Here is a 14,361-nt window from a genome sequence, read left to right on the forward strand (position 1 = left end):
ACTTTTCTGACGTCCATAGTTGTCTAACGCAGCAAATCCGAATAATCGTATTCGGAAGGGTTTAAAAAAATTTTCCCCTCACGTACAGTGAGCCGTATGTCATTTTCCCTCAATGCTTCAAACCGGTTTTTTATTTTTTTCTTCTCTTTATCGCTGTAGCGTTTGAGCTTTAAAAAAGATTTGAGCGAAACCCACTCTTCTTCATTCCCCTCTACAACATCGGCATTAATGGCATCTACACCTTTCGCTTCTTCCATAACGGCATCAACGGAAGCATGGGCAAGGAATTTTGTCGCTACAACATGCAAAACGCTGCGTAACTGGGCATCCCGCTCTTTGTATATCTGCTCGACTTTAATCCGCTCATCAATTAGCATTTGCTCCCGCTGATCCCGTAAGCGATTGGTCTCTTTCTCAAGAACATCTACTTTTTCACGGAGCCGTTCATTCTCCTGCTCAATATACTGAGTATATCGTGCATCACTCGCAACTGTTGTTGAAGTGCCGCTCTTCGCCGATTCGACAGCAACATATTTAACCCCGTTGTCCACAATACAATCCAAACTTCCGCGGCGTATACGGTTGTGGATCGCTTCTTTAGAAACGTTGAAATATTCCGCCGCATCGGCAATTGTCATTTTTTTCATGATTTTCCTTGCTTGTGTAACATTTTGATAAATGAATTCACGATATCCATATCCAAATGACCTACCATCTGTTGTTTCATCAATTGCAATGATTCAAAAGAGGTCATCGGATCTTTGTACGAGCGCTTGGTCGATAGGGCGTCAAAAACATCACACGTACCGATTATTCGGGCAAATTGGCTGATCTGATCTCCTTTAAGGTTATCGGGATAGCCGCCTCCCTCGATCTTTTCATGATGATGACGGATACCGGTCAAAATACGTTCATCCGTGATACCCAGAGCCAATGCAATCTCATGACCGAGCGACGGATGATGTTTCATTTGAGCGAACTCCTCATCGGTGAGTTTACCGTTTTTGTTGATAATCTCATAATCCACTTTACTTTTCCCTAAATCGTGCAAAACTGCCGCCATTCCCAGCACTTCCAACTCTTTTCCGCTGATCCCCAAAAATGCACCGAGACTAAGCGTATAGATACTGACGTTAATGGAATGGGTATGGGTATAGTAATCATGTGCCGTAATCTTCATCAACGATTCAACGGCACTGCTGTCATTCAGTATGATTTCGATAAAGCTGTTGACAACCGGTTGAACGTTTTTAACATTCTCCAGCGATTCGGGATTTTTAAACATCGAATCTATCGCTTCGGTCGCTTTTTCATAAACCAATCGAGCTTTTTGTTCTGTCGAAATTTCCCTGTTTCGTGCAATACTTTGGAGCTGCTTATCGACAAATACTTTGTATCGGTCCTCTTCTTCTTCGGAGATATACAGTGTTTCGATTTCGCGAAGCCGTACTTTTGCATTTCCGTCTACCGCACTGTCGCTTTGTAAAAAAAGGGTCATATGAGTTTTTGTTTCATTGGTCAAAAAAAGATTAAAGTCGATTTGCGATCCTTCGGTAATCAGCCGTTTATCGATTCGCTTGTACTTTTTTTGCTTCATTTAAAACTCTTATCTAAAGTTATCAAATACGAGAGGGGCTTCCCACTCCATACCTTTAATAGCGGCCATGATCTTTTGAAGCTCATCGATCTGTTTGGACTTGACGCGGATATGTTCCCCCTCAATCTGCGCTGTTGCTTTGGTCTTGAGGTTTTTGATCTCAGCGACAATCTTTTTCGCCTCTTTGGCATCGATCGTATCGACAATCTTATAGGTCGCTTTGCGGGCTCCGCCGCTGGCGTCTTCGGTTTTTAGTTCATTAAGAGCTTTGGATGAAAGACCCCGTTTGATCAGTTTTCCGATCACTATATCTTTAAGAGCATCGAGTTTGTTATCGCTGGAAGCGAGGAGGATGAGTTGTTTTTCTTTTTCACGGTAATTGATTTCATAAGTGATCCCTTTGAAATCATAACGCCCGATTACCTCTTTTTCGGCTTGGGCGATCGCGTCTTTAAACGCTTGCAGATCAATTTTTGCGGAGATATCAAGAGAGTGTTCTGATGCCATACTAACGTCCTAAAACAATTATATTTTATAACATTAGTATAACACACTTTAAAACTAAAACATCGGTGAACCAAAATCCAATCCTCCGCCAAAACTCATATTCGGATCGGAATATCCCGCCATCGCACTTTTGGTTCGCAGCATCGAAATATCCTGTTTCGGAGCGATCCCCTGCGGACACACCGGGACACACTCGCCGCAGAGAGTACAGTCCCAGATGCCGTTGGTTTGGACGGCTGCGATTTTTGCACTGCTATCCCCCTCGCGCGGATCGTTCACATAACGCCATACCCGTGTTAGGGCAAACGGCCCTATGAAGTCGGGGTTCACGGCATATACGGGGCAGGCACTAAAACACGACGTACAGAGAATACAGTCGCTTTGCGTCTCAATCCGCTCCATCTCTTCAACGCTTATATTCTCTTCTCTCGCAGATCCGATCCATGCTTCTCCTGCCTGGTTAAAACGTTCTACAAACGCGGTATCCACAACCAGATCACGGATGACACGGGTATTTCGTATCGGCTCAATTACGTCTCCGTCCTTTGGTTTATACTCGCACATCAGTTGCTCACGTCCGTTTACCCGTACGGCACAGCTTCCGCATACGCCGCTGCGGCATCCGTGAGAATAGGTCAATGTTGGATCGATTTTGGTTTTAATATAGTTCAAAACCGCAAGAAGCGTGGTATTTTCTAACTCGACGTTATAGATTTGAACTTCATCGTTATTTGAACGCTTTATCGAAATATTCATCAATCACACCACTCTCTTTCTTCATCTTCTTCGTCATCGTCTTCCTCGCTGACATCTTCGCATCGGCCGTTCCAGTCGCTCTCTTTTTCATCATTCCATGTTTTATCATCGCCTAACACAGAAATATCTTCATTCATTGTATAAAATCCGCGCATAGCACTCCATCCTCTTTCCATGTGATTGTATGAGCCCCGAACATCCGGTCGTTGCGTTCCGGCGCGTCGAGTCGATAATGCGCTCCCCGGCTCTCGACACGGCTGATCGCACTGACGACGATAATCTCCGCCAATTCGATTTTGTTTCCGAATTCGATAAATTCGACCAAATTAGTATTGCAGACTTTCGACTTGTCCCGCGGTCCCATAAACGGGAGTTCTTTTTGCATCTGCCGGATCGCTCCGAGCACCGCTTTAAGCCCCATATCATCCCGTACGAGTCCGACGTTGTTATAGAAGATGTTAGCGAGCATTTCCTGCTTTTGGTAAAAGTCGATCTGGTTTGTAAAATACATGACACCTCGGACGAAGTTGGTATCTTTCGCTAACTGCATATTTTCCAAAACAGGAGCGGGGTGAAGAGCCCCGTACTCAGCCGCATTCTTGCCACATTCGCGTCCAAAAACAACGAGTTCCAATAAAGAGTTCCCTCCCAAACGGTTCGCTCCGTGTGTTTTATGATTGGCACATTCGCCGACGGCAAACAGAGCGCTTACGCTTGTCATACACTTCTCATTGACCTCGATCCCCCCCATGCTGTAATGGGCAGACGGTTTGATCGGGATCAGTTCGTGTACCGGATCGATCCCCTCATAAATCTGTGCCAGCTTTCGTTCTTGAGGAAGTTCATGATTAATAAAATCCTCCCCGAGATGGCGAATATCGAGATAGACGGCTCCGCTTTTAGCCATCTCATCATGGATAGCGCGTGCTACGACATCGCGCGGTGCCAGTTCATCGGTAAAACGCTCCCCTTCCGAATCCACCAAATATCCCCCCGCGCCCCGAGCACTCTCAGAAATCAAAATAGAAGAGTTTTTAAGAGCGGTAGGATGGAACTGAATAAATTCCATATCGGCCAAACGAGCTCCGGCACGTACAGCCGCCGCCAGCCCATCACCCGTCGCTTGAACCGAATTAGTCGAGTGTTTGCCGTATAACGCACCATATCCTCCCGTCGCGAGAATAACGGCGTCGGCACGAATCTCTTCGACCTCGCCCGTTTCGATATGCAAAAACGTTGCCCCTAACGCCCGGTTAGTCTCCTGATCTACGATGAGGTTCAATAAAAAGCGGTCATTTCTAAATTCGATTCCCGCTTTGAGACATTGATCATAAAGGGTGTGGAGGAGTTTCAATCCCGTATAGTCTTGCGCATAACAAGCCCGCGGAGCCGATGCACCGCCTAAAGTGCGACGAGCGATCTCCCCTTTTTCATCACGGCTAAACGGCAAACCTATTGTGTTGCACCAGCGAACCGCTTCGGGAGCCTTCTCGCACATCAATGCGATCCGCCCTTCTTCCCCCAAGCCTGCAGAAGAACGAAGGGTATCGGCGATATGGTTTTCAATCGAATCCTCAGAGCCAAATACCGCATTCATCCCCCCCTGTGCCATAGAGGTTTGCGATCTGGTAGGGAGTGTTTTCGAAGCGACAATTACCTTTGCTCCGCTTTCTGTTGCGGAAAGAGCGCTTACCAAGCCTGCTCCGCCGCTGCCGACGATCAATACTTTTGACATACAAAACCTTTTTGATTGCTCTCATAATACAAATGCAATCTTTATTCGCAAGGATTGTACCAAAACGGATTTTAGGAGTTCATCTAATGAAAAAGAAGAAATTTTTTTTAAGTAAAGTAGTATGACAGAATTGTTTATAGAATTGGGTTCGGAAAAATCCGAACCCTAAAGTGCTTTTAGCTTTTCCAAAAAAAGAGGTTTGCACGTCCCTTTTGGCGATTTTCCGCTAGCTACATCTGCTCTGCACTCTTCAAAAAATTTATCCAAAGCAGCTTGTTTCTCAGGAGAAAGAGAGTCATACTTTGCCTTTTGCGCACCCCCATCTAAGCCCTGAAGCCATGCCGCAACTTCTGCTTTTAAAGCATCATTTGCAGATGCTCCAATAAAACCGACCAATAACAAAACACAAAAAAACTTTTTCATGAGACCCCTTCTACCTATTGATATGACTAAATTGTAACGCTCACAACTATAAAAAAATCTTAATTATCATCAATGATTCAAAATTCTCTCATCCATTTTTTCGCTACAATACACACCAAAAAAAGACTATGCAAACTTTATTTTCCATTCTGGGCATCTACCTCTTTATTGCTGTCGGATTCGGTGCCAAATGGGCGTTCAAAGAGAAAATCGACGACCGCACCATCACCTTGCTCAGTGTCTATTTTTTACAGATTTTTCTCACCTTTTGGGGACTTCTCAAACGTCCGATCGATACGGAACTCCTCTTTGCCCCCTCTTTGTATCTGGCAATTACCCTTTTGGCTCTGCTGTTAATGATTCCTCTGGCTAAAATGCTTTTTCATAATCCAAAAGAGCGTTCCATCGCTACCGTAGCGGCATTGATCGGCAATACGGGGAATCTCGGCATTCCGCTGGGAATAGCACTTTTCGGTGAGATGAGCGTCCCGTTTCTTACCCTTATCAATCTCGTCAACGTATTTGTCGTCTACACTATCGGGGTGTTTTATTATTCGCGCGGAGAATTCAGCGTCCGCGATTCGCTGCTCAATATCCTCAAACTTCCCGTTCTTTGGGCTGCCATGATCGCCATTGCCCTCAATCTCGTCGGATATGTCCCAAGCCCGGCCGTCGATAAAACGCTGATGATGGGAGCGTATGCCTCGATGACGATGCAGCTTGTATTGTTCGGTATCTATCTGTACGGGATCAAATTGGGAGAGATCAATCTCCGTCTCACGGCGTGGGTAAACGGTACAAAATTTATCCTGATACCGTTAATCGCTTTTGGTGTACTGCACTATGTTGATATGGAGCCGGTGGTCAAAGGGATTTTGTTTTTGGAATTGATTGTCCCGCTGGCCGTCGCCAATGTTAATTTGGCTTCACTCTATCATTGTTCTCCCCGCACCGTTACGGTGGAGGTGTTTACAACGTCAGTCGTATTTTTGGGGATTGCGCTGATATTGCCTACGCTTTTACGAATGTTTTGATATTTTCGATCGTCGAGGCGATAAGACGTTCTCGTGCTTCGCGCGATGTCCATGCGATATGAGGAGTAATATAGAGCCGTTCAGGATGTTTGACAGATAAAAGAGGATGTGATGTTTTCATCGGCTCTTTCGCCAATACATCCAATCCGACGAAGATCGGTTTCACATCGATGATAACCGACAGGGCATCTTCATCGACGATACCGCCGCGTCCGAGATTGAGGAGCACGGCACCGTCTTTCATCTGCAACAGTTCCGAATGGGAAATCAGATTCTCCGTCGAGGCATTGAGCGGCGCATGGATCGAAATCACATCACTGTTCTCGATCAAACGGCTGAGGGTCGTTTTTTCATACTCGCCGTTATCGTTTTTGCCCGACGTTGAATAATAACAGACGTTAGCACCGAATGCCTGAGCTACACGCGCCACGCCGCGCCCTATTTCGCCCAATCCGATAATCCCCCACGTTTTACCGCGCAGTTCGCTAAATGAGGGCCCAATATGGGCAAATACCGCTTCGCGCTGCCATGCGCCGCTTTTTACGTATTCATCATAATAACGAGAATGCCCCATCAGATAAAAAAGCATTGAAAACGTATGCTGCACGACCGCATCGGTCGAATATCCCGCAACGTTTTTAACTGCTATTCCCCGCCGTTTGGCAGCTTCATGATCGATATTATTTGTCCCCGTCGCCGCCACACAGATGAGTTTTAGGTTCGGAGCACTTTCCATCACGGCATCGTTAATCACTACCTTGTTTGTCACGATCACCTCCGCATCGCAAACACGCTCCGTCGTCTCATCGGAAAATGTCGTCTGATAAACAGCCACATCGCCCAGAGATTCAAAACCCTCTAACGAGGTATCACTATACGTTAGTGCATCAAGGATTACTATTTTCATTCATTCACTTTGTCTATAAATTTCCATGATCCAATACCCAGAGCCGTTCCGGAGGCAGTAGTGCCGAGAGGAACGAGCGTTCTTGGATCACGGTATGCTCTTTTGATACTTTTCTGGCTAAACAGAAAAGTACATTAAGCGTCTTTAATCTTCTTAATCAATTTTTTCGCTTTTTTCATCGCTTTATTTACTTTGTCAAATACGAGTACAACCGCCATCCGTCGCCCGACATGTGCTTCAGGTTTTCCGAATACACGGACGAAACTGTTATCATCAAACACTTCATCGGCCACATCGACAACCGGTTCTGTCGACTCGACTACCGATTTAAACGCCGCACTCGCACCGTCACCGTAAAAGGTAAATCCGAGCGGCAATCCAAGCACTGCGCGTACATGCAGTGCAAATTCGCTTTGGCTTTGGGTGATCAATGTTACCATCCCTGTGTCATGCGGACGCGGGCTCACTTCGCTGAAATAAACCTCATCTCCCGCCACAAACAGCTCAACACCGAAAAGCCCTTTGCCGCCCAATCCGTCGGTAATCGCTTTCGCTATTTTTTGAGAGCGTTTGAGCGCTTTTTTGGACATCTCCATCGGCTGCCAACTGTAGATGTAATCGCCGTCTTTTTGGATATGACCGATCGGTTCGCAAAATACCGTCTCCACTCCGTTACGTGCCGTCAGAAGTGTGATTTCGTAATCAAAACGGATAAACTCTTCAACGATTAGCTCGCTTGCATCGCCGCGAGCTTCTTTGGCAATCTCCCATGACGCGGCTAAATCCTCACGCGTTCTAGCGATACTTTGCCCATGCCCCGAAGAACTCATCACCGGTTTGATAACACACGGGAACCCGACATCTTCCGCCGAAGCGCACATATCCTCATAGGTACTCACAAAATGATAACGGCTTGTTTTTAGCCCGAGATCTTCGGCGGCAAAACGGCGGATATTTTTTCGGTTCATTGTTTTATTCACCGCTTCGGCATTCGGGATAACGCAAAATCCTTCCGCTTCGGCGGCGAACAACGCATCGATACTGATCGCTTCGATCTCAGGGAGAATATAGTCGGGTTTCTCTTTGCGGATAAGCTTTAATACCGCTTCTTTATCCTGCATGTTCACCACATGAGAGCGATTGGCAACGAGATGAGCAGGTGCATGATTGTAACGGTCGACCGCAATGACCTCGATTCCCAGACGCTGTGCTTCTATTGCCACTTCTTTACCGAGTTCGCCGGAGCCTAACAACATGATTTTTTTGGAATTATTTTTAAGAGGTGCGCTAAAGAGCATGAATACAGCCTTGTGCAGAGATATTTACACGAAGTTTATCATAGGGTTCGTAAAGGTTTTGTTACAGGAGGATAATAAGAGGTGTAATTTTAAGCGCTATTGCGCTTAAAATTACAGGCGAGATTCGTAACGTCGCATCATATAGAGACGTTTTAACATCTTCTTGCGAGCGCTGATTTTGAATTGTTTACGCTTTTCGGTCTCTGTAACGTGGTTACGACGAGCACGAGCTTCAGTAACAATCAGATTACGATCTGTTTGTTTTTTGAAACGGCGGTAAGCAGCATCAAAATTATCATCTTGTCTTAGAATGATACCAGGCATGCAATCACCTACTTTCTATTAAAATTTTGAATTGGAATTCTACCATACTTTTCACCGAAATGAGCTTTTTATCTGAATCAAGCTATTATTTCGGTATTAAAAATATTACGGAGTCTTCAATGCATCCCCGAAAAACATTGATGTGGCTGGTTTTTATCGGTATGATGATACCTCCTGTCGTATGGATTTTATTATTGGCATTTTCACATCTGTTTAGTGTGGACGAATTGATTTCAATCCTTTTTTCAATTCCTATGGCTCTTTATATGGCGGTTGCGACAAGCGCCATGATTTTCGGATTCAACCATGCCCTTATACGGATCGAAACCCTTATGAAAAATCCGAACAGGAGTGAGGAAGCCGCCGCAATCGTTTCCAAACTCCCGTATTGGTTTTTAATCGGCCAGCTTCTTTATACGTCGATAGGGCCTGCAGTAGTTCTAAGCGGGAAATCGTTTATTTCCCTTGAGCGGTTCGGCCTTGCGGAAGCCGCCGTCCTTCCGCTGCTGCTGTTATTTATCATCCCGGTTTTTATTTTATTCGTTATCCGTCTCGAAGAGTGGGTAGTTAGCGTTCCGCTGAGTGAAAAATATCCTTTTGTCTCTTTCGGAAGAAAAATGGTTCTGGCCATATTTACAACCGTTTTGGGAAATATTATTTTGCTCGTCTTGCTCAATACGATTTTGCTCTATTCGATACCGGGGCTCGATTTATCTACCCTTTTAATTAAAAACAGTATTGTCGCCGTGATAGGAATCGTCATCTCCGCTGTCAATATCGCTCTTTTGGTAGCACAGGTCACCCGCCCGGTAAAAAATCTGACCGACAATCTCAAAACTGATCTATTTAATCTGACAAAATCGTTTAGCGGATTTACCCGTGACGAAACGGGAAGCATGATGAGCTGCTTAAACCGCTTCGTGGGAGAAATTGAGCATTCCATCTCTCATGCGAAAGAGATTGCATCCGCAAATTTAAGCTCTGCGCAAACACTTGATACTATCAATACCCATATTAAAAGCCGTGTTCATGAGAGCAATTCCATCACGCAGACGACATCGGATCAGGCCCACTCAATCCAAACGATCGTCAATGAAGGGGTAGAAAATTTCACGGTGACTCTGGAAAATATGAACAATGCCGTCGGACTGCTGCACCACGGACGGCAGGAACTATCCACCCTTTTGGATACCATTTCTCACAGTACAGAGCTTGAAACAGAACTCAGCAGCAAACTCGATCAACTAAACGGGGAGGCCTCTCAAGTCCAAAAAATCCTCTCCGTCATCGGCGATATTGCCGAGCAAACCAATCTTCTCGCACTCAACGCCGCGATCGAAGCGGCACGTGCGGGAGAACACGGAAGAGGGTTCGCCGTCGTCTCTGATGAGGTGCGAAAACTGGCCGAACGGACGCAAAAAAGTTTGACCGAAATCAATGCTACGATTAATGTTATTGTCCAGAGCATTGCCGACGCAACCGAACAGATGCATCTAAACGCCAAAGCGATGCAAAACCTCACTATGATCTCACAGAGGGTGGATAAAGATATAAATGAAACCGTCAGTGCGATGGAAAATACCAACATGCTGACAAAACAAAGCGTTACAAATTCCCAAACCATTGCAAACCACATCAACTCCATGCTGGTTCAAATGGAAAAACTCGGGACCATTTCATCGGCTAACGATACCTCCATGCGAGAACTCTCCGATATCGTTTCCCAAATCGCCTCGTCGGCTAATGCACTTTATACGCAGTTAGGGCAATTTAAGACACATTAATAAAGCCCCGTTTTGCTAAAATGTCTTTATGATTACCCAAGACTCCATCGAGGCTCTCAAAGCCCGGCTTGATATTGTCGATATCGTCGGCTCGTACATCGAGCTCAAACGTGCCGGAAGCAGCTTTAAAGCTCCATGCCCGTTTCACGATGAGAAGTCCCCCAGCTTCGTCGTCAACCCCTCCCGCCAAAGCTATCACTGTTTCGGGTGCGGCGTACACGGCGACAGTATCAAATTCGTCATGGAGTTTGAGAAACTCAATTACCCCGAAGCGATCGAAAAACTGGCCGCTTCCACCAATTTCACCCTCCATTACACCGATAACGCTCAGCAAAAAAAACGCTCAACGCTTCTGGAAAGCCTCAACGACTGGTATCAAAAATTGTTGGAGCAAAACCGCACCGCACAGGAATATCTGCATGAACGGGGTATTTATGCGTCCAGTATCGAGCGGTTCGGAATCGGATACGCACCCACATCACCCGAAACGCTCCGATTCTTGGAACAGCGCAAACTTCCGACCGCCGAAGCGATCGAGCAGGGGGCTATCGGCCGCGGAGACGACGGACGCCTTTTCGCCCGTTTTATCGAACGGATCACATTCCCTATCCACTCCACCAGCGGAGCCATCGTCGGATTCGGCGGACGTACCATAACGGGACATCAGGCAAAATACGTCAACTCCTCCCAAAGTGCCATCTTCAATAAGTCGCGCTTGCTTTATGCTTATCATCTGGCCCGTGAAGCGATTTACCGCCGTCGGGAGATTATCGTTACCGAGGGGTATCTCGATGTCGTTATGCTCCATCAGGCGGGGTTCACCCACGCCGTCGCAACGCTTGGGACCGCTCTCACCGCCGAGCATTTGCCGCTTCTTCGCAAAGGGGAGCCGAAAGTATATGTGGCGTATGACGGGGACAAAGCGGGACGTGCCGCAGCTTTCAAAGCGGCAAAACTTCTCAGCACTTCCGGTTTTGACGGCGGTGTCATATTGTTTGAGGGGGGATTGGATCCCGCCGATATGATTAAAAGCGGGCAGATCGAGCAGCTCAATGCCCTCCTGCATCGTCCGATCCCTTTTATCGAGTTTGTTATCACCGAAATGATCAGCGCCTACGATCTCCAAGACCCTAAAGCCAAAGAGACGGCGCTGCATGAAAATATCGCTTTTCTCAAAACTCTCTCGCCGCTCCTTCAAGAAGAGTACCGCCCTTTTATCGCTTCGAAACTGGGAATCTCCCCATCACTTATTCAAATCGGACAAAAAAAGAATACAGTACCTCAGCCTATTAATTTTTCTCACCACGATATCTGGGAGCTAAGCTTTATAAAAACGCTTTTGGAACGTCCCCATATTGCCGATACGCTCCTTGACTTTATCGATGCCTCTTTGCTGCAGTATCATGTGCAAGAATTTGAATCGGCTCTGCAGGGACGGAATGATGATCCCAGATTAAGTGCTTTGATGATGGATGACCGAATTCGAACGTTTGAAGGAGATGAGGGGCTTAGAGCGGAACTTATTACTTTCTTGAGCGCCCATTATAACCGTGAACTCAAAAAAGTGACAACTCAAAATACGGTATCATTCGATCAAAAATCGTACTTGATTCGTCAGTATCGGGATAAAATTGAGCGGCTCAAACGAGGCGAACTCGTACCATTAGGATAACCAAAATACATACTTTTCTTTTTAACAAGAAAAGTAAGCAAAAGAAAATTGTCTCCGCAACAAATCGCTGACGGTACGCGTTCGCACTTCTGCGCGCGACCTTGCTCTTTGTATGTTGCGTTGACACGATGTATAAAAAAGGAATTTCATGAAAGCAATCGCTTTATTCAGCGGCGGACTCGATTCGACACTCGCGGCCAAACTCATTATCGATCAGGGAATCGAGGTGATCGCCTGCAACATCAATACGGGATTCGGTTCGACCAAAGACCGTCTGGCACACATGAAAAACATGTGTGAACAGATCGGTGCCGAGTTTCGAAGCGTCGATATCCGTGACGAATACATCCGTGAAGTTCTCTTTACCCCGAAATACGGCTACGGTAAAAACTTCAACCCCTGCATCGACTGCCATGCCAAAATGTTCGAAGTGGCCAAACGCGTCATGGAAGAGTGGGGGGCTAGCTTTCTAATCAGCGGCGAAGTGTTGGGTCAACGTCCGATGAGCCAAAACAGCGAATCTCTTCAAAAAGTGCTCAATCTCAGCAACTGTGAAGGGCTGCTACTCCGTCCCCTCAGTGCCAAAGCACTAACGCCGACTATTCCCGAGACCGAAGGATGGGTGGATCGTGAAAAGCTCGAAAATATCAACGGACGCAACCGCGAACGCCAAATGGAACTGGCGGAACAGTTCGGTCTCAAAGATTATGAAGCACCGGGCGGGGGATGCCTCCTTACCGATGAAAACTTCTCCAATAAAATCCGTGATTTTATTGCCCACGATACCTTCAGCGTTGAAGATATCCCGACCCTCAAATACGGTCGCCAGCTTCGTCTTCCGGAAGGGGCAAAACTTATCATCGGGCGTAATGCGGAGGATAACGCCGTGTTAGAGGCAATCGAAAACTCCAAATTCATCCATATCCGTACCGAACTTGTAGGCCCTCATGCGATGCTATCACGCACTGCAACGGATAATGATAAAACGTTAGCGGCAAAACTGGTGTTAGCCTATTGCAAAGCGGGATTCGAGGGGGAGCAAACGTTGATGTTTGGAGATGAAGAGCTAACCGCCGTTAGCGACCTAAGCCGCAACGATGCGCAGAAGTATTTTATCTAACCAATTTTTCTCCCATATCCGAAAGATATGGGTAGCTTTAGGGGGTTGTAGGGGCATTTGTCCCTGCCACTTTACGGGCTCGTGTGCCCTTTGGGTATTGCCCGAAAAGTGCGTTACATTATTTAGTGACTGTACAGCCGTAGCCTGCTTTTTTAACGGCATCGCACAGGCTATCGGCTTTAGTGCTATCAGCCGCTTTAACTTCGGCTTTTCCCTCTTTAAGATAAACAGTCGATTCTTTAACCCCTTTGACATCCGCCAATGAGCCTTTTACATTTTTAACACAAGCAGGACACATCATTCCGTCAATTTTAAGATTGACCAGTTGATCGGCACTAGCAACCGCTACTAATGCACACAAAGTGAGAAGAACTTTTTTCATTCCCGAATCCTTTAAATAATTTCATGCTATTGTTTCATAGAACTGTTAAATTTCTGTTAAGTCTTAACACTCTTGTAACACAAGTCATTTAAACTATTAATATTTACGAATGAAGGTTTGATTATGCACGGCATCGAATGGTGGTTGATTATTTCCATCGCATTTGCAGGAAGTTTCGGTCACTGCATCGGAATGTGCGGAGGATTTATTGTCGCATACAGTTCGACAAAAATAGATGCGACGATGAGCCGTAGTGCACAGCTTATACGCCATAGTGCCTATAATATTGGGCGAGTCAGCTCCTATGTCCTGCTTGGAATGATCTTCGGAACAATCGGATCACTGTTTGCGCTAAGTATGGAGATGCACGGAGCATTGTTTATTTTTGCCGGAATCATCATGATTGTTACGGCATTGGGAATGTTCGGTTTATCCAAACTCATTCATGTATTGGAGCGGGGATTTTCAAGCAATCCTCTTTTCAAAACTCTCTTTTCACGACTTATCAAAAGCAAAAGTATCGGAAGCTTTTTCGCATTAGGGGTAATGAACGGCTTTTTCCCGTGCGGATTTGTCTTTTTCTTCGCTGCCAAAGCAGCTGCCTCAGCATCCATCATCGACGGCGGGCTGATTATGGCGGCATTCGGACTTGCGACCGTTCCGACACTTCTTGCACTTGGGCAGTCGGTAAGCTTTTTTAAGGAGATCGCATTTCGCCAAACAATGAATCGTATCGCCGCATTGGCGATTCTCATTTACGGTCTTTACAGCGTCTATTACGGATTGGCCTATTTTTTTAATTTACCGATTTAACGACGCTTG

The 14,361-nt window shown here is 46.1% G+C and carries 16 protein-coding genes; 5 read left to right on the forward strand and 11 right to left on the reverse strand.

All coding sequences use genetic code 11. The features are described 5' to 3' along the window. Positions 1–23: 23 nt before the first annotated feature. The 7 genes from SULKU_RS00330 to SULKU_RS00355 all read right to left on the reverse strand — a co-directional run bounded on the left by SULKU_RS00330 (position 24) and on the right by SULKU_RS00355 (position 5,018). Positions 24–647 (reverse strand): hypothetical protein, encoded by a 624-nt coding sequence (locus SULKU_RS00330; RefSeq protein ID WP_013458932.1) that lies wholly within the window; start codon positions 645–647, stop codon positions 24–26. Further along, positions 644–1,597 (reverse strand): HD-GYP domain-containing protein, encoded by a 954-nt coding sequence (locus tag SULKU_RS00335; RefSeq protein WP_013458933.1) that lies wholly within the window; start codon positions 1,595–1,597, stop codon positions 644–646. Before SULKU_RS00335 ends, SULKU_RS00330 begins: the two co-directional genes overlap by 4 nt. Before the next feature lie 9 nt (positions 1,598–1,606). Continuing rightward, entirely contained in the window at positions 1,607–2,104 is a 498-nt protein-coding gene (locus SULKU_RS00340) for a YajQ family cyclic di-GMP-binding protein (protein WP_013458934.1), read from the reverse strand. Between the two features lie 54 nt (positions 2,105–2,158). Further along, on the reverse strand, positions 2,159–2,860 hold the full coding sequence (locus SULKU_RS00345) for a succinate dehydrogenase/fumarate reductase iron-sulfur subunit (protein WP_013458935.1): 702 nt from the start codon (positions 2,858–2,860) through the stop codon (positions 2,159–2,161). Next, positions 2,860–2,997, reverse strand: coding sequence for a hypothetical protein (locus SULKU_RS14955; protein WP_172633592.1), 138 nt, complete (start codon positions 2,995–2,997; stop codon positions 2,860–2,862). Before SULKU_RS14955 ends, SULKU_RS00345 begins: the two co-directional genes overlap by 1 nt. Beyond that, entirely contained in the window at positions 2,994–4,595 is a 1,602-nt protein-coding gene (locus SULKU_RS00350; RefSeq protein WP_013458937.1) for an FAD-dependent oxidoreductase, read from the reverse strand. Before SULKU_RS00350 ends, SULKU_RS14955 begins: the two co-directional genes overlap by 4 nt. Positions 4,596–4,760: 165 nt before the next feature. Then, positions 4,761–5,018 carry a hypothetical protein gene (locus SULKU_RS00355; RefSeq protein ID WP_013458938.1) on the reverse strand — a complete coding sequence of 86 codons (258 nt, stop codon included), beginning with the start codon at positions 5,016–5,018 and terminating at the stop codon, positions 4,761–4,763. Between the two features lie 128 nt (positions 5,019–5,146). On the opposite strand from SULKU_RS00355, the gene SULKU_RS00360 reads away from it, so the two are divergent. Further along, a complete protein-coding gene (locus SULKU_RS00360; RefSeq protein ID WP_013458939.1) occupies positions 5,147–6,052 on the forward strand; it encodes an AEC family transporter in 906 nt (301 codons plus the stop codon). On the opposite strand, the gene SULKU_RS00365 is transcribed toward SULKU_RS00360, so the two are convergent. From SULKU_RS00365 to rpsU, 3 genes are all read right to left on the reverse strand, one after another. Next, a complete protein-coding gene (locus SULKU_RS00365) occupies positions 6,030–6,959 on the reverse strand; it encodes a D-2-hydroxyacid dehydrogenase (protein WP_013458940.1) in 930 nt (309 codons plus the stop codon). The genes SULKU_RS00360 and SULKU_RS00365 overlap by 23 nt on opposite strands. 134 nt (positions 6,960–7,093) lie before the next feature. Next, positions 7,094–8,257, reverse strand: coding sequence for a formate-dependent phosphoribosylglycinamide formyltransferase (gene purT, locus SULKU_RS00370; protein ID WP_013458941.1), 1,164 nt, complete (start codon positions 8,255–8,257; stop codon positions 7,094–7,096). A gap of 111 nt (positions 8,258–8,368) precedes the next feature. Then, a complete protein-coding gene (rpsU, locus tag SULKU_RS00375) occupies positions 8,369–8,581 on the reverse strand; it encodes a 30S ribosomal protein S21 (protein ID WP_013458942.1) in 213 nt (70 codons plus the stop codon). 119 nt (positions 8,582–8,700) lie between these two features. On the opposite strand from rpsU, the gene SULKU_RS15245 reads away from it, so the two are divergent. The 3 genes from SULKU_RS15245 to SULKU_RS00390 all read left to right on the forward strand — a co-directional run bounded on the left by SULKU_RS15245 (position 8,701) and on the right by SULKU_RS00390 (position 13,157). After that, the gene (locus tag SULKU_RS15245) at positions 8,701–10,365 is read left to right on the forward strand and encodes a methyl-accepting chemotaxis protein (protein WP_013458943.1); all 1,665 of its coding nucleotides are present in this window, start codon (positions 8,701–8,703) and stop codon (positions 10,363–10,365) included. A 28-nt stretch (positions 10,366–10,393) separates the two neighbouring features. After that, complete coding sequence (gene dnaG / locus SULKU_RS00385; RefSeq protein ID WP_013458944.1) at positions 10,394–12,037, forward strand: DNA primase; 1,644 nt, start codon at positions 10,394–10,396, stop codon at positions 12,035–12,037. Between the two features lie 148 nt (positions 12,038–12,185). Beyond that, complete coding sequence (locus SULKU_RS00390) at positions 12,186–13,157, forward strand: argininosuccinate synthase domain-containing protein (RefSeq protein ID WP_013458945.1); 972 nt, start codon at positions 12,186–12,188, stop codon at positions 13,155–13,157. A gap of 118 nt (positions 13,158–13,275) precedes the next feature. Here the strand turns inward: SULKU_RS00390 and SULKU_RS00395 are convergent, their stop codons facing one another. Beyond that, positions 13,276–13,539: a cation transporter gene (locus tag SULKU_RS00395; RefSeq protein WP_013458946.1), complete on the reverse strand. Its 264-nt coding sequence runs from the start codon at positions 13,537–13,539 to the stop codon at positions 13,276–13,278. Positions 13,540–13,662: 123 nt separating this feature from the next. On the opposite strand from SULKU_RS00395, the gene SULKU_RS00400 reads away from it, so the two are divergent. Then, positions 13,663–14,352 (forward strand): sulfite exporter TauE/SafE family protein, encoded by a 690-nt coding sequence (locus SULKU_RS00400; protein WP_013458947.1) that lies wholly within the window; start codon positions 13,663–13,665, stop codon positions 14,350–14,352. Positions 14,353–14,361 lie beyond the last annotated feature (9 nt).

It is taken from the genome of Sulfuricurvum kujiense DSM 16994 (assembly GCF_000183725.1).
GTDB lineage: Bacteria > Campylobacterota > Campylobacteria > Campylobacterales > Sulfurimonadaceae > Sulfuricurvum > Sulfuricurvum kujiense.

Bases quoted from the DNA above. Each gene is read 5' to 3' on its own strand.
- SULKU_RS00330 (WP_013458932.1), bottom strand. From the start codon at position 647: ATGAAAAAAATGACAATTGCCGATGCGGCGGAATATTTCAACGTTTCT.
- SULKU_RS00335 (WP_013458933.1), bottom strand. From the start codon at position 1,597: ATGAAGCAAAAAAAGTACAAGCGAATCGATAAACGGCTGATTACCGAA.
- SULKU_RS00340 (WP_013458934.1), bottom strand. From the start codon at position 2,104: ATGGCATCAGAACACTCTCTTGATATCTCCGCAAAAATTGATCTGCAA.
- SULKU_RS00345 (WP_013458935.1), bottom strand. From the start codon at position 2,860: ATGAATATTTCGATAAAGCGTTCAAATAACGATGAAGTTCAAATCTAT.
- SULKU_RS14955 (WP_172633592.1), bottom strand. From the start codon at position 2,997: ATGAATGAAGATATTTCTGTGTTAGGCGATGATAAAACATGGAATGAT.
- SULKU_RS00350 (WP_013458937.1), bottom strand. From the start codon at position 4,595: ATGTCAAAAGTATTGATCGTCGGCAGCGGCGGAGCAGGCTTGGTAAGC.
- SULKU_RS00355 (WP_013458938.1), bottom strand. From the start codon at position 5,018: ATGAAAAAGTTTTTTTGTGTTTTGTTATTGGTCGGTTTTATTGGAGCA.
- SULKU_RS00360 (WP_013458939.1), top strand. From the start codon at position 5,147: ATGCAAACTTTATTTTCCATTCTGGGCATCTACCTCTTTATTGCTGTC.
- SULKU_RS00365 (WP_013458940.1), bottom strand. From the start codon at position 6,959: ATGAAAATAGTAATCCTTGATGCACTAACGTATAGTGATACCTCGTTA.
- purT (WP_013458941.1), bottom strand. From the start codon at position 8,257: ATGCTCTTTAGCGCACCTCTTAAAAATAATTCCAAAAAAATCATGTTG.
- rpsU (WP_013458942.1), bottom strand. From the start codon at position 8,581: ATGCCTGGTATCATTCTAAGACAAGATGATAATTTTGATGCTGCTTAC.
- SULKU_RS15245 (WP_013458943.1), top strand. From the start codon at position 8,701: ATGCATCCCCGAAAAACATTGATGTGGCTGGTTTTTATCGGTATGATG.
- dnaG (WP_013458944.1), top strand. From the start codon at position 10,394: ATGATTACCCAAGACTCCATCGAGGCTCTCAAAGCCCGGCTTGATATT.
- SULKU_RS00390 (WP_013458945.1), top strand. From the start codon at position 12,186: ATGAAAGCAATCGCTTTATTCAGCGGCGGACTCGATTCGACACTCGCG.
- SULKU_RS00395 (WP_013458946.1), bottom strand. From the start codon at position 13,539: ATGAAAAAAGTTCTTCTCACTTTGTGTGCATTAGTAGCGGTTGCTAGT.
- SULKU_RS00400 (WP_013458947.1), top strand. From the start codon at position 13,663: ATGCACGGCATCGAATGGTGGTTGATTATTTCCATCGCATTTGCAGGA.